Annotated in this window: 23 protein-coding genes; 17 read left to right on the top strand and 6 right to left on the bottom strand. The window is 66.3% G+C overall.

The genetic code is table 11. The annotated features are described in order from the left end of the window. Nucleotides 1–451: 451 nt before the first annotated feature. The 17 genes from CEY11_RS16570 to CEY11_RS16490 all read left to right on the top strand — a co-directional run bounded on the left by CEY11_RS16570 (nucleotide 452) and on the right by CEY11_RS16490 (nucleotide 17,698). Nucleotides 452–2,800, top strand: coding sequence for a molybdopterin-dependent oxidoreductase (locus tag CEY11_RS16570; protein ID WP_088604523.1), 2,349 nt, complete (start codon nucleotides 452–454; stop codon nucleotides 2,798–2,800). A gap of 140 nt (nucleotides 2,801–2,940) precedes the next feature. Next, a complete protein-coding gene (gene ccoN, locus CEY11_RS16565; RefSeq protein ID WP_088604522.1) occupies nucleotides 2,941–4,404 on the top strand; it encodes a cytochrome-c oxidase, cbb3-type subunit I in 1,464 nt (487 codons plus the stop codon). 207 nt (nucleotides 4,405–4,611) lie between these two features. Then, nucleotides 4,612–5,250, top strand: a complete 639-nt coding sequence (ccoO, locus tag CEY11_RS16560; RefSeq protein ID WP_088604521.1) for a cytochrome-c oxidase, cbb3-type subunit II — start codon at nucleotides 4,612–4,614, stop codon at nucleotides 5,248–5,250. After that, nucleotides 5,247–5,417: a cbb3-type cytochrome oxidase subunit 3 gene (locus CEY11_RS16555; RefSeq protein WP_088604520.1), complete on the top strand. Its 171-nt coding sequence runs from the start codon at nucleotides 5,247–5,249 to the stop codon at nucleotides 5,415–5,417. Before ccoO ends, CEY11_RS16555 begins: the two co-directional genes overlap by 4 nt. Further along, nucleotides 5,414–6,337, top strand: coding sequence for a cytochrome-c oxidase, cbb3-type subunit III (ccoP, locus tag CEY11_RS16550; RefSeq protein WP_088604519.1), 924 nt, complete (start codon nucleotides 5,414–5,416; stop codon nucleotides 6,335–6,337). Before CEY11_RS16555 ends, ccoP begins: the two co-directional genes overlap by 4 nt. After that, nucleotides 6,306–6,548 carry a hypothetical protein gene (locus CEY11_RS16545; protein WP_088604518.1) on the top strand — a complete coding sequence of 81 codons (243 nt, stop codon included), beginning with the start codon at nucleotides 6,306–6,308 and terminating at the stop codon, nucleotides 6,546–6,548. The genes ccoP and CEY11_RS16545 overlap by 32 nt, the downstream gene beginning before the upstream one ends. A 221-nt stretch (nucleotides 6,549–6,769) precedes the next feature. Then, nucleotides 6,770–8,914, top strand: coding sequence for a heavy metal translocating P-type ATPase (locus tag CEY11_RS16540; RefSeq protein WP_088604517.1), 2,145 nt, complete (start codon nucleotides 6,770–6,772; stop codon nucleotides 8,912–8,914). Further along, nucleotides 8,911–9,207 carry a cbb3-type cytochrome oxidase assembly protein CcoS gene (gene ccoS, locus CEY11_RS16535; protein ID WP_088604516.1) on the top strand — a complete coding sequence of 99 codons (297 nt, stop codon included), beginning with the start codon at nucleotides 8,911–8,913 and terminating at the stop codon, nucleotides 9,205–9,207. The genes CEY11_RS16540 and ccoS overlap by 4 nt, the downstream gene beginning before the upstream one ends. A gap of 50 nt (nucleotides 9,208–9,257) precedes the next feature. Continuing rightward, nucleotides 9,258–9,569 carry a high-potential iron-sulfur protein gene (locus CEY11_RS16530; RefSeq protein ID WP_088604515.1) on the top strand — a complete coding sequence of 104 codons (312 nt, stop codon included), beginning with the start codon at nucleotides 9,258–9,260 and terminating at the stop codon, nucleotides 9,567–9,569. A gap of 466 nt (nucleotides 9,570–10,035) precedes the next feature. Beyond that, a complete protein-coding gene (locus CEY11_RS16525) occupies nucleotides 10,036–11,097 on the top strand; it encodes an AI-2E family transporter (protein WP_088604514.1) in 1,062 nt (353 codons plus the stop codon). Between the two features lie 154 nt (nucleotides 11,098–11,251). Further along, complete coding sequence (locus tag CEY11_RS16520; RefSeq protein WP_088604513.1) at nucleotides 11,252–11,932, top strand: MgtC/SapB family protein; 681 nt, start codon at nucleotides 11,252–11,254, stop codon at nucleotides 11,930–11,932. Nucleotides 11,933–11,945: 13 nt separating this feature from the next. Beyond that, complete coding sequence (locus CEY11_RS16515) at nucleotides 11,946–12,815, top strand: amidohydrolase family protein (protein ID WP_088604512.1); 870 nt, start codon at nucleotides 11,946–11,948, stop codon at nucleotides 12,813–12,815. 269 nt (nucleotides 12,816–13,084) lie between these two features. Continuing rightward, the gene (locus CEY11_RS16510) at nucleotides 13,085–14,245 is read left to right on the top strand and encodes an ABC transporter substrate-binding protein (RefSeq protein ID WP_088604511.1); all 1,161 of its coding nucleotides are present in this window, start codon (nucleotides 13,085–13,087) and stop codon (nucleotides 14,243–14,245) included. Between the two features lie 18 nt (nucleotides 14,246–14,263). After that, nucleotides 14,264–15,145, top strand: a complete 882-nt coding sequence (locus tag CEY11_RS16505; RefSeq protein WP_088604510.1) for a branched-chain amino acid ABC transporter permease — start codon at nucleotides 14,264–14,266, stop codon at nucleotides 15,143–15,145. Nucleotides 15,146–15,147: 2 nt separating this feature from the next. After that, nucleotides 15,148–16,152, top strand: coding sequence for a branched-chain amino acid ABC transporter permease (locus CEY11_RS16500; RefSeq protein WP_198958923.1), 1,005 nt, complete (start codon nucleotides 15,148–15,150; stop codon nucleotides 16,150–16,152). 9 nt (nucleotides 16,153–16,161) lie between these two features. Further along, nucleotides 16,162–16,911 (top strand): ABC transporter ATP-binding protein, encoded by a 750-nt coding sequence (locus tag CEY11_RS16495; protein WP_088604509.1) that lies wholly within the window; start codon nucleotides 16,162–16,164, stop codon nucleotides 16,909–16,911. A 76-nt stretch (nucleotides 16,912–16,987) separates the two neighbouring features. Then, entirely contained in the window at nucleotides 16,988–17,698 is a 711-nt protein-coding gene (locus CEY11_RS16490) for an ABC transporter ATP-binding protein (protein WP_088604508.1), read from the top strand. Nucleotides 17,699–17,906: 208 nt separating this feature from the next. Here the strand turns inward: CEY11_RS16490 and CEY11_RS16485 are convergent, their stop codons facing one another. Genes CEY11_RS16485 through cyoB form a run of 6 tightly spaced genes read right to left on the bottom strand, consistent with a single transcriptional unit; the run spans nucleotide 17,907 to nucleotide 23,893 of the window. Next, nucleotides 17,907–18,467 carry a response regulator transcription factor gene (locus CEY11_RS16485; RefSeq protein ID WP_088604507.1) on the bottom strand — a complete coding sequence of 187 codons (561 nt, stop codon included), beginning with the start codon at nucleotides 18,465–18,467 and terminating at the stop codon, nucleotides 17,907–17,909. Beyond that, entirely contained in the window at nucleotides 18,457–19,863 is a 1,407-nt protein-coding gene (locus tag CEY11_RS16480; RefSeq protein WP_088604506.1) for an ATP-binding protein, read from the bottom strand. The genes CEY11_RS16485 and CEY11_RS16480 overlap by 11 nt, the downstream gene beginning before the upstream one ends. A gap of 11 nt (nucleotides 19,864–19,874) precedes the next feature. Next, nucleotides 19,875–20,783: an SURF1 family protein gene (locus CEY11_RS16475; RefSeq protein ID WP_088604676.1), complete on the bottom strand. Its 909-nt coding sequence runs from the start codon at nucleotides 20,781–20,783 to the stop codon at nucleotides 19,875–19,877. 8 nt (nucleotides 20,784–20,791) lie between these two features. Continuing rightward, nucleotides 20,792–21,217, bottom strand: a complete 426-nt coding sequence (cyoD, locus tag CEY11_RS16470) for a cytochrome o ubiquinol oxidase subunit IV (protein ID WP_088604505.1) — start codon at nucleotides 21,215–21,217, stop codon at nucleotides 20,792–20,794. Nucleotides 21,218–21,267: 50 nt separating this feature from the next. Next, nucleotides 21,268–21,903 (bottom strand): cytochrome o ubiquinol oxidase subunit III, encoded by a 636-nt coding sequence (cyoC, locus tag CEY11_RS16465; protein WP_088604504.1) that lies wholly within the window; start codon nucleotides 21,901–21,903, stop codon nucleotides 21,268–21,270. Continuing rightward, the gene (cyoB, locus tag CEY11_RS16460) at nucleotides 21,896–23,893 is read right to left on the bottom strand and encodes a cytochrome o ubiquinol oxidase subunit I (protein WP_088604503.1); all 1,998 of its coding nucleotides are present in this window, start codon (nucleotides 23,891–23,893) and stop codon (nucleotides 21,896–21,898) included. Before cyoB ends, cyoC begins: the two co-directional genes overlap by 8 nt. Nucleotides 23,894–23,955 lie beyond the last annotated feature (62 nt).

Genomic DNA, 23,955 nt, shown 5'->3' with positions numbered 1-23,955 from the left:
CGGGCGGCAAGGAAAACGCGGCGCGATGCCGCGCACACCGACAAGCCCCAACGCCCGCCGGCCTTGTCTGGTGCGGCATGCGCCGACAGCGCGGCCACACCTGCGGAAGCCAGTATATGCCCGGCCAATATTAATATTTTTTTGTTATCTGCACACTTTTTCCCATTAAATAGGAAAATTTTTTATTAGCTAATGACTAAAATGACAGTTTGCTGGAAGCGAGTCCCGCCGTATGGGCTGCGGCACCGCGGCCTGCCCGCCGCAAGCAGGACAAAATGCCTTTCCGATGCCGTGGGCGGCACGCTGCGGGTGTCGCTCCACTCCAGACCAATCGTGAAAGCGCAGCGTCAGCCATATATCCGGTACAGCGCTACGCATAGTGGCAAAGAGGCCATAGCTCTACACAAAGCGCACGATTGATCTAGAAATGGAATCACTTGGAATTGGCAAGATGCCTGTAAATACCCAACGTTTTCCGAGCCTGTCCCATTGGGGCGCTTTCACTGCGGTGGTCGAGAACGACCGCCTGGTCGCCTGCGAACCGTTCCGCTACGACCCGGCCCCCTCGCCCATTCTGGAATCCATGCCCGGCATGGTGCATTCCGATTTGCGCATCGCGCGGCCGGCGGTACGCAAAAGCTGGCTGCGCGACCGCCACCAGGCCAGCGGCGCCGCGCGCGGCACCGAACCCTTCGTGGAAGTCGGCTGGGACGTCGCGCTGAAGCTGGTCGCGGACGAACTGGCCCGGGTACGGGCCGAGCACGGCGCCACGTCGATCTTCGGCGGCTCGTATGGCTGGTCCTCGGCCGGCCGGCTGCATCACGCGCGCACGCTTACGCACCGCTTCCTTTACACCGGCGGCGGCTGCGTGGATCAGGCCGGCAACTACAGCTGGGGCGCGGCGCAATTCCTGCTGCCGCATATACTCGGCACCTACGCCCCCGTCACCGGCCGCGTCACCGACTGGAAAAGCGTTGCGGCCCATACCCGGCTGCTCGTCGCCTTTGGCGGCCTGCCCTTGCGCAACACGCAGATCACATCGGGCGGCGCGGGCGAACATTCCGCCCCGCGCTGGCTCGAGCGGGCGCGCCAGGCCGGCCTGGAATTCGTGGTGATCAGCCCGACCCGCGCCGACGCCCCGGACGGCATGCCGGTACGCTGGATCCCGATCCGGCCCAACACCGACACGGCAATGATGCTCGCGCTGGTGCACACCCTGCTGGTGGAAAACCTGCACGACGCCGATTTCATCGGCACTTATTGCACGGGCTTCGACAAGTTCGCCGACTACGTGCTGGGCAAGTCCGACGGCACGGCCAAAAGCGCCGCGTGGGCCGAAGGCATATGCGGCGTGCCCGCCGCGGACATCCGGGCGCTCGCCCGCCAGGCCGCCGCCACCCGCAGCCTGCTGACCTGCGCCTGGTCCCTGCAGCGCGCCCACCATGGCGAGCAGCCCTACTGGGCCGCCATCGCCCTGGCGGCGGCCCTGGGCCAGATCGGCCTGCCCGGCGGCGGCTTCGCCTTCGGCCACGCCTCTATGAACGGCGTGGGCAATCCGCGCCCAGGGGTGGCGGCGCCGGAGATGTCCGCCGGCAGGAACCCCACCGGCTGCTCGATTCCCGTGGCGCGCACCGCCGACATGCTGCTGAATCCGGGCGCACAGTATGAATTCAACGGCGGCACCGGCACCTATCCCGACATCAAACTGATCTACTGGGCCGGCGGCAACCCGTTCCATCACCACCAGGATCTGAACCGCATGGTGCGCGCCTGGAGCCGGCCCGAAACCATCATCGTGCACGAAAGCTGGTGGACGCCCACCGCGCGCCGGGCGGACATCGTACTGCCCGCCACCACCACGCTCGAACGCAACGACATCGGCGGGTCTTCGCGCGACCGCTACGTACTGGCCATGCACCAGGCCCTGCCTCCCTACGCCCAAAGCCGCAACGACTTCGACATCTACCGGGAACTGGCGGCGCTGGCCGGCCACGAAACCCCGTACACCGAAGGGCGCGACGAGGCCCAATGGCTGCGGCACATCTACGGCAAGCTTGCGCAAAACTGGCGGGCCGCCGGCATGCCAGTTCCTGAATTCGAAGAATTCTGGCGCGCCGGCTACCTGGAGCTGCCCGAGCCCGAGCGGGAATACGTGCTGTTCGACAGCTTCCGGCAAGATCCCGAGGCGCATCCGCTGCAAACCCCATCGGGCAAGATCGAGATCTATTCCGAGCGCATCGCCGCCTTCGGCTACGACGACTGCCCCGCGCACCCCACATGGCTGGAGCCGGCCGAATGGCTGGGCGCCAAGGCCGCCGAACGCTACCCGCTGCACCTGATGACCCCCCAGCCGGCCGACAAACTGCATTCGCAACTGGACGCGGGCAAGACCTCGGCCTCGCTCAAGCTTCATGGACGGCAACGGGTTTATATTTCGCCGCCCGATGCGGCCCGGCGCGGCATCGCCGAAGGCGATCTGGTCAAGATATACAACGACAGGGGAGCATGCATGGCCGCCGCCGTCGTCGACCCGAACCTCATGCCCGGGGTCGTGGCGCTGCCCACCGGCGCCTGGTTCGACGCCGACGACGCCACGCTGGAACGTCACGGCAACCCCAATGTGCTGACCCTGGACATCGGCAGCTCGCGGCTGACGCAAGGCCCCAGCCCGCAATCCGCCCTGGTGGAAATCTGCAAATGGGACGGGCCTGTGCCCGCCGTGCATGCCTTCGACGCGCCGGCGATCGAGCCCGGCTTCGAAGACGGGCAGGCTATGTCACGACAGGCTATTTCACATTAGGGCCTGCTCACACTAAAAGGGAAATCGCACTGGTGGGCCTGTTGCGCATTGGCCCGGCTATTTCACATTAGTTTGATCCGCATCAAAGTCTTGTTCAATTCTCCCCGGTAAGCTGACACTCGTCCGTTCAGGGAGTAGTCATGCAGGACGAGTATTACAACGACAAGGTGGTGCGGCAATTCCTACTGGCCGCCGCCGTCTGGGGAATCATAGGCATGTCGGTAGGGGTGCTGGCCGCGGCCCAGCTGATGTGGCCGGCACTGAATTTCAATGTTCCGTGGCTGACCTTCAGCCGCATACGGCCCGACCATACCTTCGGCGTCATTTTCGCCTTCGGCGGTTCGGCGCTGATGGGCACCTGCTATTACGTCGTGCAGCGCACCGGCCACGCCCGGCTCGCCTGGGGACGCCTGGCCGGCTTCACGTTCTGGGGCTGGCAGCTGGTCTGCGTGCTGGCCATGACGACCATGCCGCTGGGCCTGACGCAGGGCAAGGAGTACGCCGAGCCGGAATGGTTCATCGACATACTCATCGCCGTGGTCTGGGTATCGTTTGGCGCCGTGTTCTTCGCCAGTCTGGCGCGCCGGCGCATCCGCCACATCTATGTAGCCTGCTGGTACTACGGCGCCTTCATCATCGCGGTCGGGCTGCTGCACATCGTCAACAATCTGGCGATCCCGGTGTCGCTGGCCAAGTCTTACCCGATTTATTCGGGCGTGGTCGATGCCATGGTGCAGTGGTGGTACGGGCACAATGCGGTGGCCTTCTTCCTGACCGCCGGGTTCCTGGGCATGATGTACTACTTCGTGCCGCGCCAGGCGCAGCAGCCGCTCTGGAGCTACCGCTTTTCCATCGTAAACTTCTGGGCGCTGATCTCGGTTTACATGTGGGCCGGCTCGCACCACCTGATGTATACCGCCCTGCCCGACTGGGTGCAGTCGGTGGGCATGGCCTTCTCGCTGGTGCTGCTGATGCCCAGCTGGGGCTCGGCAGCCAACGGCCTGCTGACCTTCAATGGCTCCTGGCAGCGCCTGCGCAGCGACCCGGCGGCGAAGTTCATGGTGCTGTCGCTGGTGTTCTATGCCGCCTCGACTTTCGAAGGCTCGATGATGGCGATCAAGTCGGTGAATTCGCTGTCGCACTATACCGACTGGACGATCGCGCACGTGCATTCCGGCTCGCTGGGCTGGGTGGCAATGATCACCATCGGTTCGCTGTACGCCATGGCGCCGCGCGCCCTGGGACGCCCGGCGATGCACTCGCACCAGGCCATGGAACTGCACTTCTGGCTGCACCTGGGGGGCACGCTGCTGTATGTGGCCTCGATGTGGACGGCCGGCGTCACCGAAGGCGTAATGTGGCGCGCCACACTGCCCGACGGGTCTCTGGCCTATACCTTCCTGGACAGCCTGCTGGCGATCAAGCCGCTGTATCTGCTGCGCTGGCTGGGCGGCGTGCTGATTCTTTCGGGCATGTGGGTCATGGCCTGGAATCTCTGGTACACCGCGGCGGCGGCCCGGGCACGGCTGATCACGCCGATACCGGTGCCCATCCCCGAGCCGGAGCCGCGCCAGGAGCCCGCCCCCATTGCCGTTCCCGCTTGAGGCGCCGCGGCGCTACGCGCAGCGATGGCAAACGGGCACGGCTGGCGGGCGCTACGCAAACGGACTCGAGGAAAAGAAAACCCGGGCAGGCAGCGTCAAGGGAAACAGTACAGCGACACCATTCAATATCAGCGATAGGAAGCGGAGCGGCGCGCATGGGCGCAAGCCGCGGGCAACCGCGGATGCGCCGCTGCCGAGGACAAGCAAATGGCTTACAGGCATTTTGAATTCATAGAAAAGCACGCCGGGATGCTCGGCATTCTCACCGCCGTTATGGTGTCTTTCGGCGGGCTGGCGGAAATCACACCCATATTCATGCAGGCCCACGAGATCAAGGCTCCGGCCGGGGTCGAGCCCTACGACCTGCTGCGCCTGGCGGGGCGCGACGTCTACGTGCGCGAGGGCTGCTATCTGTGCCACTCGCAGATGATCCGCGCGCAGCGCTTCGAAACGCAGCGCTACGGCCACTATTCCACCGCCGAAGAGTCGGTCTACGACCGACCGTTCCAGTGGGGATCCAAGCGCACCGGGCCCGACCTGGCGCGGGTCGGCGGCAAATATTCGGATCAGTGGCAGCGCATGCACCTGATGGATCCGCGCCAGGTGGTGCCGCAATCCAATATGCCGGGCTATCCCTGGCTGGCGCACGCGGTCGTGGATCCCGCCGACATGCAGGCGCGGGCGCGCGCCCTGCGCCGCCTCGGCGACCCGTACAGCGATGCCGATATCGCGGCGGCGCCCAAGCTGCTGGCGGGCAAGACCGAAATGGATGCGCTCATTGCCTATTTGCAGGGCCTGGGCATCAAGAACGAGCCGGCCGCCGCGGCCAAGGGGAAAGTGCAATGAATCCGCTCTGGGGGCATTTCGTGGGGATCTTCATACTGTTGATGATGGCGCTGTTCATCGGTATCTGGATCTGGGCCTGGCACAGCGGCCACCGGCCGGTGTTCAATCGCATGGCGCAACTGCCGATGCAGGATCGGGCAAGCGATGAAGCGGAGGGCCGGCCATGAGCATGGGATGGTCGTTGTGGGTCATGTTCCTGGTGGTGTTGAACCTGGGCATTTCCCTGTTCCTGTTTCTATGGGGGCCGCGTGCCAAGATTCCGACCCTGGACGACGGCACCACCGGCCACGTCTGGGCGCACGGCGTGCTGCGCGAGGGTGTGCGGCCGCTGCCGCGCTGGTGGCTGGCGCTGTCGGGCGCGATGTTCGTGGCGGCCTTCGCCTATCTGGTGCTGTATCCGGGCTTTGGCGGCTACAGCGGCATGCTGGGCTGGACGTCTCATGGCGAGCTGGCACAGGACGTGGCCGCCAACCAGGCCCGCGCGGAAAGCCTGGCGCGGCGCCTGGATACCGAGCCGGTGGAACAGCTGGCCGCCGACACACAGGCGCTGCAGCTGGGCGAGCGGCTGTTCGGCGACAACTGCGCCGCCTGCCATGGCGTGCAGGCCCGCGGCAACCAGAAGCTGGGCGCGCCCGACCTGGCCGACCAGGACTGGCTGTATGGCGGCAGCGCCAAAGACATCGTCGCATCCATCCACAACGGCCGCGGCGGCGTCATGCCCGCCTGGGCCGCCATGGGCGAACAGACCGTCAAAAACCTGGCCCAATACGTATTGGGGCTGTCGGGCGCGGCGCACGATGCCGCCATGGCCAAGGCGGCCGAGCCGCTGTTCAAGGCCACCTGCGCCGCCTGCCATGGCGCGCAGGGCCAGGGCAACCCCATAATGGGCGCGCCGCGCCTGAACGACAGCATCTGGCTGCACGGCGGCACGCTGGCCGACATAGAAAAGAGCATCCACGACGGCCGCCAGGGGCATATGCCGGCATGGGCTTCGCGGCTCGACAAGCAGCAAATACAGGCCGTGGCCGCCTATGTCTATCATCTTTCGCACAGCGATGCGGCGGCCGGCAGCGACGCTCGCCCCTGAGCCGCGGCGCCACGGCTGGCAGCGCCAGCCCGTGCTGTGGCTGGCGCTGCTGGTATTCGCCGCGGCGCTGGCCGGCTGTGCCTGGATCATCGTCGCCGGCCAGCGCCATGCCGATACGCCGCTGCCCACCGCGCGCACCGTCTTCGGCGTGCCCGTATCCGCGGCGCCCGAGCCCACCGCCGTCGACAAAGACGTAGAGGCGGGGCGATGAGCCGAGACGCGCACGACCGCGCTGCCCCCCATGCGGCCGCCGCGAGGCCGGTGGACACCTGCGGGGAAAAGCCCGAAGGCCAGAGCCAGGCCCGGGCAACGACCGGCACCAACGACGCGGCTTTATTCCGTTCCCAAATCGATCGTGAACGCGAAAGCGAAGTGCAGACAGCACATATGGCACGGCACGCGAAGCCGCCAAAGTGCGCGATTGATTCAGAAATGGAACTATGGGGCGACCCTCGGCTGGCCGCCCAAGTGCTGCGCAGCCGCCGCGACGGCTGCAGCGAGGCCGCACTGCGGGTAGAGCCGCTGGACGATGCCCGGCAGGTGCTGCGCCTGGAACAGCACATCCGGGCCTTGCCCGGTGTGCGGCGCCTTACCATCGATGCGCCGGCGCGGCGCGTACGCGTCGTCTGGGACGCGGCCAGGCTGACGCTGCCGGCCCTGCTGCAGGCCTGCGCCGCCGCCGGATGCGGCGCGCAGCCCCTGCGCCGCGACAGCATCGACGACCGCCGCGTCGAGGCGCGGCACGATCTGCTCAAGCGCCTGCTGGTGGCGGGCATGTGTTCGATGCAAGTCATGACCTTCGCCTTCGTGATCTACATAGGCGCCGTCGACATGGTGGACTTCAGCACGCGCGCGCTGTTCCGCTGGCTCTGTCTGCTGGTGACGATACCCTGCGTGGGCTATTGCGCCATGCCCTTCTACCGCAACGCGCTACGCGATCTGCGCCGGGGCCGCCTGGGCATAGACCTGCCGGTGACGCTGGCCATCGTGCCGGTGTTCGCGGCCAGCGCCTTCAACACGCTGCGCGGCCAGGGCGAAATCTATTTCGATTCGATCGGCATGTTCATCTTCCTGCTGCTGGGCGCGCGCTATCTCGAGCTGCGCGCGCGGCACCATAGCGCGGCGCAAAGCGATGCGGCGCTAGATGCCGCGCCGCTGCTGGCCCAGCGCTATGGCGCGGACGGCGCGCTCGAGACCGTGCCCGCCATGCAGCTGCTGCCGGGCGACCGGGTGCGGATAGCGCCGGGAGACATTGTTCCGGCCGACGGCTTGCTGGAAAGCGCCGAGGCGCGCCTGGACGAGGCCTTGCTGTCGGGCGAATCGGGCCCGGTGCTGCACAGGCGCGGCGCGCGCCTGGCGGCCGGCAGCCTGCTGCTGGGCGCTGCGATCGAGATGCGGGTGGAACGCAGCGCCGGACTCGGCGCCGCGGCACGCATAGAAGCGCTCAGCGGCCGCGCGCTGCGGCGCCGCCGGCGCATGCCCGCAAGAGACGGCAAGGCCGATCGCTACGTGCTGGCCATCCTGCTGCTGGCACTGCTGACCGCCCTGGGCTGGCTGCTGGTGGATCCGGGCCGCGCCTTCGAGGCCACCGTGGCGGTACTGGTGGCCGCCTGTCCCTGCGCCTATGCCCTGGCCGCCCCCACGACCTTGACGAGCGCCACAGGCGCGCTGGCGGCGCAGGGCGTGCTGGTCACCGACGCGGCGGCGCTGCACAAGCTGGCACGGGTCGACGCTGCGCTATTCGACAAGACCGGCACCTTGACGCTGCCGCGGGCCGGCGGTAACCATGCCGCACAACGGCCCTGCCCCACAAGCCTCGGTAACCAGTTCGAAGAACAGCCGTGCCCCGAAACTTCTGGCGGAGCAGAAAACCAGCCACGCCCCGAAACTGACGGTGGCGCTGTCGAAGAACAGCCGCGCCCCGAAGCCCGCGCCGCGCTCGACGCCTTGCGCGCCGACGGCATCGCGGTGTGCATCGCCAGCGGCGATGCGCCCGAGCGCGTGGCGGCGCTGGCCAGCCGCCTGGGCGTGCCCGAATGGCATGCGCGCCAGCGCCCCGAAGACAAGCTGGCGCTGCTGGCCGCCCTGCGCGCCGTCGGGCGCGTCACACTGGCCGTGGGCGATGGCAGCAATGACGCTCCCATACTGGCCGCCGCCGACGTCTCGGCGGCGCCGGCCGGAGGCACGGATCTGGCGCAATCGCGCGCCGGCATGCTGCTCTTGGACGGGCGCCTCGACGGCCTGGTTCGGGCGCGTGCCGCGGCCCGCAAGGCCACTCACCTGGTGGCCCAGAGCCAGCGCTGGTCGCTGCTGTACAACCTCTGCGCGGTCGCGCCGGCCGCCCTGGGCTGGGTACCGCCCTGGCTGGCGGCGCTGGGCATGTCGGCAAGTTCGCTGCTGGTGGTGATGAACGCGTTGCGGGCGGGCCGTGCCGCGTCCGCAGTCCGTCGAAACACCCAAGACATAGGCACAGGCCGGGCCGCCCACGATCCGCTGGCCAGCCCGACCCCCGGCAGGCGGCCCGGGCCTGCAGCATCCGGCCTCGGGCGCCGCCAGGCCGCCTCCCCGAACCCATGAACAGCCTCCTGATCCTGATCCCCATCACGCTGCTGATCGTGCTGCTGGCCGCGGCAATCTTCTTCTGGGCGGTGAACCACCAGCAATTCGAAGACCTCGACAGCCCCGGCTTCGTGCCGCTGCTGGACGAGCCGCTGCGGGACGAGCCCTTGCCGGATGCTGCCGGTAGTCGGGCATCTGATGGATTTTGCTTCGTACCGCCGGATGGATCTCTACCGGATGAAACGCAGCTCAATGAGCCGCTGCGGGATGAGCTGCCGCAAGGCGGCGCCGCAAGCCGCATCCGCCAGTAAGCCCCGCCCCTGATTTCCCATTCCGAACCCCAAACCACAAGGAGTACACCATGAAGTCATCCCGCCGCAGTTTCCTGATCGCCGGCGCCGGCCTCGCCTCGTCCGTGGCCCTGGCCGGCCGCGTCCTGGCCGAGCCGGCCAAGGTCGAGGAAAGCGATCCCGTGGCGATCGGCCTGGGCTACAAGCACGATGCCGCGCTGATCGACAAGGCCGCGCAGCCCAAATACGTTCCGGGCGAACACTGCGGCAATTGCCAGCTTTTCCAGGGCAAGGCCGGCGACCAGTGGGCTCCCTGTGCGATCTTCGCCGGCAAGCTGGTTGCCGGCGCCGGGTGGTGCAGCGCCTACTCGAAAAAGGCCTGATCCCGAAAAGGGCCTAGCCCCAAAAAAAGCCTGATCCGGGCCCGCGAGCCCCTCTCCTGGCCTCGCCCACCCTCGCTTAATGTGAAAGAAGCCCTTTCATTCTCGGGGGGAAGCGGCGCCCGCCATGACCGTTAGGCCCGCTCAGGCCCGCCGGCCGCGTATCAGCCAGCTGGCGGGCTCCTCCTTCTGAGCCTGCCGGCGCCCAGCCGGAAACTACACAATTGGTAGCCCGGAATACAAGGCCACACAATAAATGAGCGCCAGCCCGCCCTGTTTCCATCCCACGCGCGGCCGATCCGTTGCAAAATAGGCGTCTGTGCAGGCGGTTCCCGGGGCCCGTCCGCACAGATACCGCGAACGCGGCCTGGCGGCGGCGCTCGCGGCATGCGCATCAGCGGCGCACCCGAGCAGGCGGCGACGCCGGCCACGGCCCGAACGCCCCAAGCCCAGATCGACTGGACGCCGGATGGAAAACTCCACTCTTTATTTCCGCACTTTCCTGGTATTGCTGACGGCGGTCAGCATCGCCTTCATCTGCGTGCTGCTGCCCTACTACAGCGCGATATTCTGGGGCGCGATCCTGGCCATCGTGTTCGGGCCGATGCACAGGCGCCTGCTGACCAGGTTCCACGGCCACCGCAATCTGGCGGCACTGACCTCGGTCTTCATCATCATCCTGATCGTGATCCTGCCGCTGATCTTCGTCAGCGGCGCGCTGATCCAGGAAGGGGCCTCGATCTACAAGCGCATCAGCTCCGGCCAATTCAACCTGGGCGCCTATTTCGAACAAATCGTCAACGCCCTGCCGGCGTCGGTGCACAGCATGCTCGACCGCCTGGGCGTCGGCGACGTCTTCAGCCTGCAGGACAAGCTATCGGCGGCGGCGCTGCAAGGCAGCAAGTTCCTGGCTTCGCAGGCGGTCAACGTGGGCCAGCACACTTTCGAGTTCATCATCAGCATGGGCGTCATGCTCTACCTGCTGTATTTCCTGCTGCGCGACGGGCCGCAGCTGGCGCGCCACAGCAAACAGCTGATCCCGCTCAGCGACGAGCACCAGGTTCACCTGTACCGCAAGTTCGCCACGGTGGTGCGGGCCACGGTCAAGGGCAATATCGCGGTGGCTTGCACGCAAGGCCTGCTGGGCGGACTGATATTCTGGTTCCTGGACATCCAGGGCGCGCTGCTGTGGGGCGTGCTGATGGGCTTCCTGTCGCTGCTGCCGGCGGTGGGCGCGGCGCTGATCTGGATGCCGGTGGCGGTCTACTTCCTGGTCACCGGCGCGATCTGGCAGGGGGTGGTGCTGATCCTGTTCTGCGTACTGGTGATCGGTCTGGTGGACAATGTGCTGCGGCCCATACTGGTGGGCAAGGACACCAAAATACCCGACTACGTCATTCTGATTTCCACCCTGGGCGGCCTGACCGTATTCGGCCTGAACGGTTTCGTGATCGGCCCGTTGTGCGCGGCGCTGTTCATTGCCTGCTGGGATCTGTTCCCTTCGGCCATCCGCAAGCACCAGGAACCTTGAGCCCGCGCGATGGCCGCGCCGCGGCGGGCAAGCCGCCGGCGGCGCCGCCGGCCGGTGCCCGAATTGCACTATCGCCATCCGGTGCCATAATTCCAGACACGGACACAGGCGCGCCGCAAGGGCGCGCCGGGCGGCAGACAAGGCAAAGGACACCATGCTGGGCAATACCGAACTCATAGGCAGGCTGCTGCTCGCAGCCCTGCTGGGCAGCCTCATCGGCTTCGAACGCGAGCGGCTGTCGTGGGCCGCGGGCCTGCGCACGCACATGCTGGTGTGCGTGGGCTCGACGCTGATCATGATCGTGTCGGCCTTCGGCTTCCACGACATCCTGGGCGCGGAACACGTAGTGCTCGACCCTTCCCGCATCGCCGCCCAGGTAGTCTCGGGCATAGGCTTCCTGGGCGCCGGCTCGATCCTGCTGCGCGGCGAAGTGATACGCGGGCTGACCACGGCGGCCAGCCTTTGGTCGGTGGCCGCGATAGGGCTGGCGGTGGGCGGCGGCATGTACACCGCCTCGATCGCGGCCACCATCATCATCCTCATCATCCTGGCCGGCATCAAACCGCTGGAACAACGCTACATCGTCGCCCGCCAGGAACGCCGCATCCGCCTGCTGGTCAAGCACGGAGCCCTGAATCTACGGGCGCTGCACGACGCGCTCGGCTCGACCGGCAGCCGCGTCAAGGAATTCGTGGTACAGCAAAGCGACGAATCGGAAGACCTGGACGAAGTGCGCATCACCCTGTCGCGCGTCTCGCCCACGCAGTACGGCGTCATCCGCGAGCGCCTGAAGGCCGTGCCCGGCGCGCGCGAGATGCAGGACGACACACAATAAGGACGATACATTCATGAGCTCAGTTCCTCCCACCCCGCCGCAGGCCTCCGCCCCCGCCGCGGGCCAGGGCGGCCGGGCGCCGGACGGCGCCTGCGACGCCCACATCCATATCTACGACCGGCGCTTCCCGGCGCAGGCACAGGGCCTGCCGCCGCCACGCTTTCTGGGCGTGCCCGAATACCTGGAGCTGCGGCGCCGGCTGAACCTGCAAAGAACCGTGGTGGTGACCCCCGGCATCTACGGCACCGACAACCGGGTCACGCTGCAGGCCATACGCGACCTGGGCGCCGAGTCGGCCCGCGGCGTGGCCGTGCTGCACCCCGACGTGGCCGAGGAAGAACTCGACGCGCTGCACGCCGGCGGTGTCCGCGGCGTACGCTTCACCCTGTTCAATCCGGCCACCGCCGTCACGCGCTTCGACATGATCGAACCGCTGGCGCAGCGCATACAGCGCCTGGGCTGGCACGTGCAGCTGCACCTGATGGCGCAGCAGATCGTCGAGCACGCCGCGCTGCTCGAACGGCTGCCCGGCACGCTGGTCTTCGACCACATGCTGCGCCTGCCCAAGGGGTCGGGGCCCGGCCATGCGGCGCTGGACATCGTCGCCGGCCTGCTCGCCCGCGGCAAGACCTGGGTCAAGCTGTCGGGCGCCTACCTGAATTCGCAGCGGGAAGACTACGCCGACACTGTCGTCACCGCGCGGGCGCTGATCGGCCTGGCGCCGCGGCGCATGGTCTGGGGCTCGGACTGGCCGCACCCCACCGAGGCCGGCGCCGGGCCCGATGATGCGGCGCTGTATGCGCTGCTTGCGCAATGGGCGCCCGACGCACAAGCCAGGCGCCGCATATTGGTGGACAACCCGGCGGAACTCTATGGGTTCTGAACACGCATAACGCGGTGCAGCGCGGCGCCCCGCTTTGCAGCCCCCCGGCGCAGGCCCCTGGCATAGGCCCGAGGGATTAAACCCATTGCAAGCCGGGCCAGCCTATGTATTATTGACGACTGTCGGCGCCGGCATCCACAAAAACACATACGTGGCCGGCGCCGGTGCAATAATCGGGCCGGCCCGGCATCCGCACGGATCCGGGCCGAGCCATGCGGGCCTCATGCAGTAATCATTCAAAAAAACGGGAATAGAAAGGGAGTAGACCTATGAAACACGTGCTTTCCGGCGCTGCCGTCGCAACTGCGCTCGTACTGGGTACGGGCGGCAACGCCACAGCCGCCATCAAAATCGGCTTCATGCTGCCCTACAGCGGCACTTATGCGGCCCTGGGGCAGGCCATCGAAAACGGCTTCAAGCTATATGTCCAGGAACAAGGCGGCAAGCTGGCGGGCCAGGAACTCGAATATTTCAAGGTCGACGACGAATCCAACCCCGCCAAAGGCCCCGACAACGCCAACCGCCTGATCAAGCGCGACCACGTCGACATTCTGGTGGGCACGGTGCACTCGGGCGTTGCCGTGGCCCTGGCCAAGGCCGCCAAAGATTCCGACACCACACTCATCATCCCCAACGCGGGCGCCGACGTCATCACCGGCCCGCTGTGCAGCAAGAACATCTTCCGCAGCTCGTTCTCGAACTGGCAGCCGGGCTACGCCATGGGCGGCGTGGCGGCCAAGAAGGGCTATAAGCACGCCGTCACCATCACCTGGAACTACGCCGCGGGCAAAGAATCGACCGACGGCTTCAAAGAGTCTTTCGAAAAAGGCGGCGGCAAGGTCGTCAAGCAGCTGGCCCTGCCCTTTCCGAAGGTGGAATTCCAGCCCCTGCTGACGGAAATCGCGGCGCTCAAGCCCGACGTGGTCTATACCTTCTTCGCCGGCGGCGGCGCGGTCAAGTTCGTCAAAGACTACGACGCATCGGGCCTGCGCAAGACCGTGCCCCTGCTGGCCAGCGGCTTCCTCACCGACGGCACGCTGGACGCGCAGGGCAAGGCCGCCGAAGGCCTGCTTACCACGCTGCATTACGCCGACGGGCTGAATACGCCGCGCGACAATGCATTCCGCGCCGACTACGCCAAGGCCTATCCCAAGACGGCGCCCGACGTCTATGCCGTGCAAGGCTACGACGCGGCCCAGATCCTGGCCGCCGGCCTGAACGCCGTCAAAGGCGATGTCAGCAAGAAGGCCGCCATGCGCGCGGCCATGAGCGGCGCCACCATCGACAGCCCGCGCGGCACCTTCAAGCTGTCCAAGGCCGGCAACCCCGTCCAGGATTTCTATCTGCGCGAAGTCAAGGACGGCAAGAACCTGTCCATCGGCATCGCCGCCAAGGGCCTGGCGGATCCCGCCCGCGGCTGCAAGCTGTAGCGCGCCGCAGGGTGTACCGTGGACCCGGTCATTTTCTTGATCCAGTGCCTCAATGCCGTGCAGTACGGGCTGCTGCTGTTTCTGGTTGCCAGCGGCCTGACCCTGATCTTCGGCATCATGGGCATCATCAATCTGGCTCATGGCAGCTTCTACATGATCGGGGCCTATATGGCCTTCGCGCTGCAGCCGCTGGTCGCCCAATACCTGGGCGGCGGCTTCGTCATCACGATACTGGCCTGCATCGTGGTGGCGACGCTGCTGGGCTATTTCCTGGAATGGGCCTTCTATAGCTTTCTTTATCACCGCGACCACCTGCAGCAGGTGCTCATGACCTACGGGCTCATCCTGGTGTTCGAGGAACTGCGCAGCATCCTCATCGACAACGACGTGCACGGCGTCGCGCCGCCGGCCTGGCTGGCCGGCTCCATACCGCTGGGCGGGGTCATGACCTACCCGGTCTACCGCCTGTTCATCTCGGCGGTATGCATACTGGTGGCGGGGCTGCTGTACTGGGTGCTGAGCCGCACGCGGCTGGGCATGATGATCCGCGCAGGGGCCAGCAACCGCGAAATGATCAGCTCCCTGGGCATCGACATCAACCGGCTGTTCCGCATCGTCTTCGCCATCGGCGTAGCGCTGGCGGCGCTGGCCGGCTCCATCGCCGCCCCGGTGTCTTCGGTGTACCCGGGCATGGGCAATGCCATACTGATCATCTGCTTCGTGGTCGTGGTCATCGGCGGCATCGGCTCCATCAAGGGCGCCTTTCTGGCCGCCATGCTGGTCGGCTTCGTCGATACCTTCGGCCAGATCTTCTTCCCCGCCGCGGCGGGCGTCATGGTCTACCTGCTCATGGCGGTCATACTATTGTTCAAGCCCGAAGGGCTGTTCAGGCAAGGCTGATTATGCGAATTCCCTTGCGCGCAGCATTGCTGCTGGCACTGGTGTGCCTGCTGGCGCTGCTGCCCATGGTGGCCAGCGACTATTACACCGGGCTGGCCGTCAAAATCATGATTTACGCGCTGTTTGCCCTGAGCCTGCAGCTGCTGGTGGGCGGCACGGGCCTGGTAAGCCTGGGGCACGCGGCGTTCTTCGGCATATCGGCCTACACGGTTACCCTGCTGTCGCCCGAATCGGGGGCCGGCAACTTCTTCGTCCTGCTGCCCTGCGCCATCGCCTGCGCCATGATCTACGCGGCGGTCACGGGCATACTGTGCCTGCGCACCAAGGGCGTGTATTTCATCATGGTCACCCTGGCTTTCGCGCAGATGGCCTACTATATTTTCCATGACACCAAGCTCGGCGGCGGCACCGACGGCATCTACATGTACTTCCGCCCCGAATGGCGCATCGGCGACACGGTGCTGCTCGACGTCAGCAAGCCCTACGCGTTCTATCTGTTCACCCTGGCCTGCCTGCTGCTGGTCTGGGGCTTCCTGGCCATGCTGATGCGCTCGCGCTTCGGCGCCGCCCTCACGGGCATCCGCGCCAACGAGCAGCGCATGCGCGCCGCGGGCTATTCCACGCTGGGCTACAAGCTGGTGGCCTATATTCTGGCCGGCGGCCTGGGCGGTATCGCCGGCGTGCTCTATGCCGCGAAAGACGGCTTCGTCAACCCCGAACTGCTGGCCTGGGAACAGTCCGGCCTGGTGCTGCTCATGGTGATTCTGGGCGGCTCCGGCCGGCTCTGGGGCGCCATCGTCGGCGCCGTGGCGCTGACGCTGCTGCAAGAGGCCTTCCAGTCGCAGGCCCTGATGGGCGATCTGGCCACGCACTGGCATCTTCCCTTCGGCCTGGCCATTATTGCGCTGGTCGCGCTGTTGCCCAAGGGCCTGGCCGGCCTGCCCGAAACCTGGCGGGCGCTGCGCAACAGGCGCTCGGCCGACCCGCGGGCCGCGGCCCGCTCATAGGAGGCAGACATGGGCACCGTACTGCTGTCTGCAAAAAATATCGTGCGCCGCTTCGGCGGCCTTACCGCCATCGACAAGGTGTCCATCGACCTGCACCAGGGGGCCGTGCATGCCGTCATCGGCACCAACGGCGCGGGCAAGTCGACCCTGGTCAGCATCCTGTCGGGCGAGCTACCTCCCAACGAGGGCTCGATCTTCATGAACCAGGCCGATATCACCGCCTGGCCGCAGCCGCGCCGCGCCCGGGCCGGCCTGGGCCGCAGCTATCAGCGCACCACCATATTCCCCAACCTGAGCGTGCACGAGAACTGCCGCCTGGCCGCGCAAGCCAACAAGCAGAAATTCTGGAGCTGGGCCAGCGCCGCCAAGCATTGCGCCTACAGCAACGAAGCAGCCGATCGGGCACTGGAACTGGCCGGGCTGGCGCGCGACGCCGCCCGCATCGCCGGCCTGCTGTCGCACGGCGGCAAGCGCCAGCTGGAAATCGCCATGGGCCTGGCCACGCATCCGCAGATCCTGCTGCTGGACGAACCCCTGGCCGGCATGGGGCCCGAAGAAACCGAACGCATGCTCGGCCTGCTGGAATCGCTGAAATCCGACCTGGCCATCCTGCTGGTCGAACACGACATGGACGCGGTCTTCAAGATATCCGACGTCATCACCGTCATGGTCAACGGCAGCGTCATCGCCCACGGCGAACCCGGTGCCATCCGCAACGACCCGCAGGTGCAGACGGCTTATCTCGGGGAAGAACAATGAGCGCATTCGCGTGGCCGCCCGAAGGGCATGCTTCCCTCCACGAGCCGGGCGGCGCGCAGCGACAGGAGGCCAAACGATGACGGCGCTGGTGCAGGCCGAGGGGCTGCATACCTATTACGGCGAAAGCCATATCCTGCACGGGGTCGACCTGCGCATCGACGCCGGCACGTCCATCGGCCTGCTGGGGCGCAACGGCATGGGCAAGAGCACCCTGATCCGCAGCATCATGGGCCACGTCAGGCCGGCCCGCGGCAGCATCACCGTGCGCGGCAAAAACTGCACGCGCGCCGCGCCGCACCAGGTGTCGCGCCTGGGGGTCGCCTATGTGCCCGAGGGGCGCGGCATATTCCCCAACCTGAATGTACGCGAGAACCTGCGGGTCGCGGCCAGGCCGGGCTTCGACGGCCGCAGCGACTGGACCTACGAGCGAGTGCTGGAAACCTTCCCGCGCTTGACCGAAAGGCTGGGCCACGGCGGCCAGCAGCTGTCGGGCGGCGAGCAGCAGATGCTGGCCATAGGCCGGGCGCTCATGACCAACCCCGATCTTCTGATTCTGGACGAAGCCACCGAAGGCCTGGCCCCGCTGGTCATTGCCGAAATCTGGCGCATCATCGGCACCATACGCGATAGCGGCGTCTCGACGCTTATCGTCGACCGCAACTACCGCAAGGTGCTGGCGCATACCGACCGCTGCGTGGTGCTGGAAAAAGGCAAGGTGGTCGAAGAAAAAGACAGTGCCACGCTGGCCGGGCAAACCGAGGTGCTGGCCCGCTACCTGGGGGTCTAGTGTCGGGTCATGGCACCAGGGGCGTCCATACAAGCATTTTCAGTTCAAGTATTTACACGCTGCGAAGCATTGCATCAGGCAAGCGCCGCGAAAACCCGGTAAACACTTGGGCCGAGCTTGCTCCAGGGCCCGCCCATATTAAATAAAAGAGGCGCCCCTTTTAGTACGGGCAGACAAGCCCTGGCATTACTTGACCCGCCGCTTGGCATTATTTGACCCGCTGCTTTTCCAGCTTGCGCGCCAGGGTGCGGCGGTGCATGCCCAGGCGCCGCGCGGTTTCGGAAATATTGAAGCCGGTCTGCGCCAGGGTTTCGTGGATGCGTTCCCATTCCAGGGTCTTGATGGAAGTCGGGCGTTCGGTGAGGCCGACGGCGGCGTCGCCATCGGTGCGCTCGAAGGCCTGCTCGATGTCATCCGTATTCGACGGCTTGACCAGATAATGGCAGGCGCCCAGCTTGATCGCCTCCACCGCGGTGGCGATGCTGGCAAAGCCGGTCAGCACGACGATGGTCATGGCCGCGTCGTGCGCATGCAGCGCCTGCACGCAGGCCAGGCCGCTGGCCTCGCCGCGCAGCTTCAAGTCCACCACGGCATAGGCCGGCGCGTGATCGGCCAGCAGGCCCTGCACGCCTTCCAGGCTGGCAGCGTGCACTACCGTGTAGCCGCGCCGCTCGAAAGAACGGCCCAGGGTACGGGCGAACGCCGCATCGTCCTCGACGATCAGCAGCAGGCGGCCCGCGCCTTGCGGGTTGATGGGCTCAGCTTGCATCGAGCGCTTCCTCGTTCTCGTCGTCCGGCGTCAAAGAGGCCAGCGGCAGGGCCAGGCTTACCTTCGCCCCGCCTTCGGGCAGGTTGGCGGCTCGCACCCGCCCGCCCAGGGTGCGGGCCACGTTGACCACCAGGAACAGGCCCAGGCCGCCGCCCGGCCTGCCCTTGCTGGACTGATAGGGCTTGCCCACCTGCTCGAGCATGGCGGGAGCGAAGCCCAGCCCCCGGTCGGTGATGTCCAGGCACAGTTCGGCGCCGTCGCGGCTGGCGCGCAGGCCGACATATTCCGGCGAGGCCTCGAGGGCGTTATCCAGCACATTGCAGATCATCTGCTTGAGCGCCGAGTCGGAAATAATGCGCAGATCCTGGCCGAAATCGTTGCGATAGTCGAGTATGGGCATGGCGCCGGGCCGGGTGGCGCGCCATTCGGCCACGAGATCATCCAGAAACACGCATACCGTGGTTTCCACCGGCGCCTCGCCGCGCGCCTCGCCGGCCGCCAGCAGGATGCTGCCGACTATGGATTTGCAGCGCAGCACCTGGCTTTGCATCTCGCCGATTTCCAGCACCAGCTCGGGATCGCCGGCAAAGGCCGGCATGCGGCGCCAGTCGCCCAGGATCACCGCCAAGGTAGCCAGCGGCGTGCCCAGCTCATGCGCCGCGCCCGAGGCCAGCAGACCCATGCGTACGATATGCTCTTCTTCGGCGGCGCGCTGGCGCAAATCGGCCAGGTGGGCGTCGCGCGCGCGCAGATTGCGGCTGATGCGGCTGACGAAAACTACCAGCAGCACCGCGTTGATGGCGAAACACACCAGCATGCCCTGTATATAGACGCTGGCCATGGCGCTGTCGTGATCCAGCCGCAGCGACAGCGGCGGCGCCTTCAAGGCCAGGCCGCCGATGCAGCCGGCGGCCGCCGCCACCAGGATCCAGATGCTCCAGGACTCGAGCAGCATCGCCCCCAGCGTTACCTGCAGCAGGTACAGGAATACGAAGGGGTTGGTGATGCCGCCGCTGAGATAAAGCTGCGCGGTCAGCATCCCCACATCGACCAGCAAGGCGGCGAACAGCTCGCCGTTGGCCACTTCCTGGCGCAGCCGCAGACGCAGCGTGCTGGCGGCATTGAAGAGCACCAGGCAACCCAGCACCGCGAGCATGCGAACCAGCGGCAGATGAATATGGAAGCCCTGGTAAACCACCGAGATGGTAACCAACTGCCCCAGCACCGCAATCCAGCGCAACTGGATCAATTGCTGCATATTCTTGTGGCCGGTATTGTCGATGCCGCGGCGATCCGAGCCGCGGTCGGCCAGCAGCCGCCCGCCGGACGGCCAGGCAGGAGCCGGCGCGACCGCGCCATGCGGCGCGGCTGGGGTATCGGTCTTCGCAATGCTCATAGGCGCAAAGTTTATTCCTTGCGCGGATCGCCTTCCAAGCGGCGCCCGGGCCCGGGCAGCCGGCCCGCTGCGGAATCGCCCGGCAAGCCCCGCTCTTCCCCGCCCTCAAAATCGCCCTGCGGATGGCGCCGGCGGCGGCGCTCGTCGCGGACGACGTAGCAGCCGGCGGCCACGACCATCAGCGCCAGGGTGTACCAGGTAATGGCGTAGACCAGGTGGTTGTTGTAGAAGTGGATCACCGTCAGGCCGCCGACCGGCGCGCCGGCGACGGCGGACGGGGCCGCCTCGGCATCGACGAAGTACGGCGCCACCCGGGCGGCGGGCAAGCCGCGCGCGGCGGCGATGGCCGCCACGTCGCGCGAATACCAGCGGCCGGCCGCCGGATCATTCTTGTGCAGGAATGCGCCGCCGGGCTCGGTGATGCGCAGCAAGCCACTTACCGCGCCGGCTGCGGGCGGCGGCAGCGCCGCCTTGCGCCGGCCTTCCGGCACGAAGCCGCGATTGACCAGCACGATGCTGCCGTCGGCGCGCCGCAGCGGCGTCAGCACCCAGAAGCCGCCGCCGAACTTCGTGACGGCCTTCACCAGGGTGTTCTTGCCAGCGATCCAGCTGCCCTGCAGCGTGACGCGGCGGTATTCGTCGGCACCGGCGCTTACCCGCGCCCAGTCGGCCGGCCCCGGAGCAGGCACGGGCGCGGCGTGCACGCGACGGTCGACGCGCGCGATCAGATCCAGCTTCCAGGCGCGGCGCTGCACCTGCCAGGTGCCCAGGCCGAAAAACAGGCTGAACAGCAGCAGGCCGAGCAGCGCCAGGCCGATCAGGCCGGCGGCACCGCGCCGCGGGCAAACGGCGCGCTCGGGCACCGCCGGATATAAAGCCGGAGCCTGGCCCGGCACACCGGCAGGGCCGGTCGGCGCCATGGCCGCCATTACATCTTCATGCCGTGCATGGCCGGCATCGCCGCCGGCGGCATCGTCATGGACGGCATCATATTGGCGTTCATGTGGTACATGACCCACAGCGAGCCGCTCAGCGTGATGACCACCAGCACGATGGTGAAGATCAGCGCCAGCATGTTCCAGCCGCCCTCGGATTTGGCGTTCATGTGCAGGAAGTAGATCATGTGCACGATGATCTGGATGGCGCCCAGGCCCAGCAGCAGCATGGCGGTGGTGCCCGCGCTGGCAAAGACCTTGTCCATCACCAGCCAGAACGGCACCGCGGTCAGGATCACGGCCAGCACGAAGCCGACCAGGTAGCTGCGGAAAGTGCCGTGGCCGGCGCCGTCGTCGTGATCGTGGTGATGGGCGTGGCCACCTTCATGGCCATGCGCGCTTGCAAAATGACTGCTCATTGGTGTGCCCTCCTGTCGCTGCGCGACATCCTCCCCATGGGAGGGCGCGCTCATGGCAGTACTCCCATCAGGTAGACAAAGGTGAAGACGCCGATCCAGACCACGTCCAGGAAGTGCCAGAACATCGACAGGCACATCAGGCGGCGGCGGTTTTCCGGGATCAGGCCATGCTTGCCCACCTGCACCATCAGCGTGATCAGCCAGATGATGCCGCAAGTGACGTGCAGGCCGTGGGTACCGACCAGCGTGAAGAAGGCCGACAGGAAGGCGCTGCGCTGCGGGCCCGCGCCTATGTGGATCAGGTGCAGGAATTCGCTGATTTCCAGGCCGATGAAGATCGCACCCAGCACGCCGGTAATGGCTAGCCAGCCCAGCACCGCGGCGCGGCGGTTCTCGCGCATCACCACCATGGCGAAGCCATAGGTGATCGACGACAGCAGCAGCATCGAGGTATTCAGCGCCACCATGGGCAGCTCGAACAGATCGGCCCCGGTCGGGCCGGCGGCGTAGCTGCGGCCCAGCACGCCGTAGGTGGCGAACAGGCAGGCGAAGATGAGGCAATCGCTCATCAGGTACACCCAGAAGCCCAGCATGGTGCCGTTCTGCGGGTGGGTTTCTTCTTTCACATAGAAGTCCAGCGCGCCGGGTGCGGCGGCGGGCTTGGGGATGGCGTAGGTATCAGACATGTTGGGCAAGCAGGCTGGTGCGTTCGGCTTCGGTGCGGGCCACGTCCTCGGCGGGGATGTAGTAATCGCGCTTGTAGTTGAAGGTATGGCCTATGGCCACGACGAGCACGGCGGCCGCCAGGACGATCACCGGGATCCACATGTGCCAGATCAGTGCGAAACCCAGCGCCGTGCACAGGCCGGCCAGGATCACGCCGGCGCCGGTGTTGGCGGGCATGTGGATGGGCACGAAGCCGTCCAGCGGGCGCGCGGCGCCGCGCTGCTTCATCTGCCACCAGGCATCGCCGTCGTGCACCTGTGGCGTGAAAGCATAGTTGTAGGCCGGCGGCGGCGAAGAGGTCGACCATTCCAGCGTGCGGCCGTTCCAGGGGTCGCCGCTGGTGTCGCGCAGCTGCTCGCGGCGGCGGAAGCTGACGTAGAGCTGGATCAGGAAGCTGGCGATGCCCAGCGCGATCAGCAAGGCGCCGAAGGCGGCGACCTGGAACCAGATCTGCAGGGACGGATCGTCGAAGTGGTTCAGGCGCCGGGTCACGCCCATCAGGCCCAGCACGTACAGCGGCATGAAGGCGAAGTAGAAGCCGATGAACCAGAACCAGAACGAGCATTTGCCCCAGAACGGATCGAGCTTGAAGCCGAAGGCCTTGGGGAACCAGTAGGTGATGCCGGCCATCATGCCGAACAGCACGCCGCCGATGATCACGTTGTGAAAGTGCGCCACCAGGAACAGGCTGTTGTGCAGCAGGAAGTCGTTGGGCGGCACTGCCAGCATCACGCCCGTCATGCCGCCGATCACGAAAGTGATCATGAAGCCCACCGTCCACAGCATCGGCACGTCGTAGCGGATGCGGCCGCGGTACATGGTGAACATCCAGTTGAAGATCTTCGCCCCGGTGGGAATCGAGATGATCATCGTGGTGATGCCGAAGAAGGAATTGACGCTGGCGCCCGAACCCATGGTGAAGAAGTGATGCAGCCACACCAGGTACGACAGCACCGTGATCACCACCGTGGCGTACACCATGGAGGTATAGCCGAACAGGCGCTTGCCGCTGTAGGTGGAGACGACCTCCGAATACACGCCGAAGGCGGGCAGGATCAGGATATACACCTCGGGGTGGCCCCAGATCCAGATCAGGTTCACGTACATCATCGGGTTGCCGCCCAGGCCATTCGTGAAGAAGTTGGTGCCCAGGTAGCGATCCAGCATCAGCAGTGCCAGCACGGCGGTCAGCACCGGGAAGGCGGCCACGATCAGCACATTGGTGCACAGCGAAGTCCAGGTGAAGACCGGCATCTTCATCAGCGACATGCCGGGTGCGCGCATCTTGATGATGGTGACCATCAGGTTGATGCCCGACAGCAGCGTCCCGATACCCGCCACCTGCAAGGCCCATATGTAATAGTCCACCCCCACGTCCGGGCTCTGCGGCAGGCCCGACAGCGGCGGCATGGCCAGCCAGCCGGTGCGGGCGAATTCGCCGACAAACAGCGAGCACATCACCAGCACCGAGCCGCCGGTGGTCATCCAGAAACTGAAGTTGTTCAGGAACGGAAAGGCCACGTCGCGCGCGCCGATCTGCAGCGGCACGATGTAGTTCATTAGGCCCGTGACCAGCGGCATGGCCACGAAAAAGATCATGATCACGCCGTGGGCGGTGAAGATCTGGTCGTAGTGGTGCGGCGGCAGGTAGCCCGCGTCGCCGCCGAAGGCGACCGCCTGCTGCAGGCGCATCATGACGGCGTCCGAAAAGCCGCGCAGCAGCATCACCACGGCCAGCACGATATACATGATGCCGATCTTCTTGTGGTCGATGCTGGTGAACCATTCGCGCCACAAGTAGCCCCACTTCTTGTAGTAGGTGATGGCGCCCAGCAGCGCCGCAGCGCCCAGCGCGACGAAGCAGAAAGTCCACACCAGGATGGGTTCGTGGTAGGGAATCGCGTCCAGCGTAAGTCGGCCGAATATCAGTTTGGTGATTTGTTCAGGCATTTTGGTTCAGCATTCTTGTTCAGGCACTTCGGGTGTCCATGGCGGCAGCGCCAGGCGATCGG

This window comes from Candidimonas nitroreducens, assembly GCF_002209565.1.
Lineage (GTDB): Bacteria > Pseudomonadota > Gammaproteobacteria > Burkholderiales > Burkholderiaceae_B > Candidimonas > Candidimonas nitroreducens.
Note: the sequence above shows the minus strand (reverse complement) of the source record. Positions and strands in the feature narration are given on the sequence as shown.

Excerpts from the sequence above, each read along its gene's own strand:
- CEY11_RS16570 (WP_088604523.1), top strand. The coding sequence starts at position 452 with ATGCCTGTAAATACCCAACGTTTTCCGAGCCTGTCCCATTGGGGCGCT.
- ccoN (WP_088604522.1), top strand. The coding sequence starts at position 2,941 with ATGCAGGACGAGTATTACAACGACAAGGTGGTGCGGCAATTCCTACTG.
- ccoO (WP_088604521.1), top strand. The coding sequence starts at position 4,612 with ATGGCTTACAGGCATTTTGAATTCATAGAAAAGCACGCCGGGATGCTC.
- CEY11_RS16555 (WP_088604520.1), top strand. The coding sequence starts at position 5,247 with ATGAATCCGCTCTGGGGGCATTTCGTGGGGATCTTCATACTGTTGATG.
- ccoP (WP_088604519.1), top strand. The coding sequence starts at position 5,414 with ATGAGCATGGGATGGTCGTTGTGGGTCATGTTCCTGGTGGTGTTGAAC.
- CEY11_RS16545 (WP_088604518.1), top strand. The coding sequence starts at position 6,306 with ATGCGGCGGCCGGCAGCGACGCTCGCCCCTGAGCCGCGGCGCCACGGC.
- CEY11_RS16540 (WP_088604517.1), top strand. The coding sequence starts at position 6,770 with ATGGAACTATGGGGCGACCCTCGGCTGGCCGCCCAAGTGCTGCGCAGC.
- ccoS (WP_088604516.1), top strand. The coding sequence starts at position 8,911 with ATGAACAGCCTCCTGATCCTGATCCCCATCACGCTGCTGATCGTGCTG.
- CEY11_RS16530 (WP_088604515.1), top strand. The coding sequence starts at position 9,258 with ATGAAGTCATCCCGCCGCAGTTTCCTGATCGCCGGCGCCGGCCTCGCC.
- CEY11_RS16525 (WP_088604514.1), top strand. The coding sequence starts at position 10,036 with ATGGAAAACTCCACTCTTTATTTCCGCACTTTCCTGGTATTGCTGACG.
- CEY11_RS16520 (WP_088604513.1), top strand. The coding sequence starts at position 11,252 with ATGCTGGGCAATACCGAACTCATAGGCAGGCTGCTGCTCGCAGCCCTG.
- CEY11_RS16515 (WP_088604512.1), top strand. The coding sequence starts at position 11,946 with ATGAGCTCAGTTCCTCCCACCCCGCCGCAGGCCTCCGCCCCCGCCGCG.
- CEY11_RS16510 (WP_088604511.1), top strand. The coding sequence starts at position 13,085 with ATGAAACACGTGCTTTCCGGCGCTGCCGTCGCAACTGCGCTCGTACTG.
- CEY11_RS16500 (WP_198958923.1), top strand. The coding sequence starts at position 15,148 with ATGCGAATTCCCTTGCGCGCAGCATTGCTGCTGGCACTGGTGTGCCTG.
- CEY11_RS16495 (WP_088604509.1), top strand. The coding sequence starts at position 16,162 with ATGGGCACCGTACTGCTGTCTGCAAAAAATATCGTGCGCCGCTTCGGC.
- CEY11_RS16490 (WP_088604508.1), top strand. The coding sequence starts at position 16,988 with ATGACGGCGCTGGTGCAGGCCGAGGGGCTGCATACCTATTACGGCGAA.
- CEY11_RS16485 (WP_088604507.1), bottom strand. The coding sequence starts at position 18,467 with ATGCAAGCTGAGCCCATCAACCCGCAAGGCGCGGGCCGCCTGCTGCTG.
- CEY11_RS16480 (WP_088604506.1), bottom strand. The coding sequence starts at position 19,863 with ATGAGCATTGCGAAGACCGATACCCCAGCCGCGCCGCATGGCGCGGTC.
- CEY11_RS16475 (WP_088604676.1), bottom strand. The coding sequence starts at position 20,783 with ATGGCGCCGACCGGCCCTGCCGGTGTGCCGGGCCAGGCTCCGGCTTTA.
- cyoD (WP_088604505.1), bottom strand. The coding sequence starts at position 21,217 with ATGAGCAGTCATTTTGCAAGCGCGCATGGCCATGAAGGTGGCCACGCC.
- cyoC (WP_088604504.1), bottom strand. The coding sequence starts at position 21,903 with ATGTCTGATACCTACGCCATCCCCAAGCCCGCCGCCGCACCCGGCGCG.
- cyoB (WP_088604503.1), bottom strand. The coding sequence starts at position 23,893 with ATGCCTGAACAAATCACCAAACTGATATTCGGCCGACTTACGCTGGAC.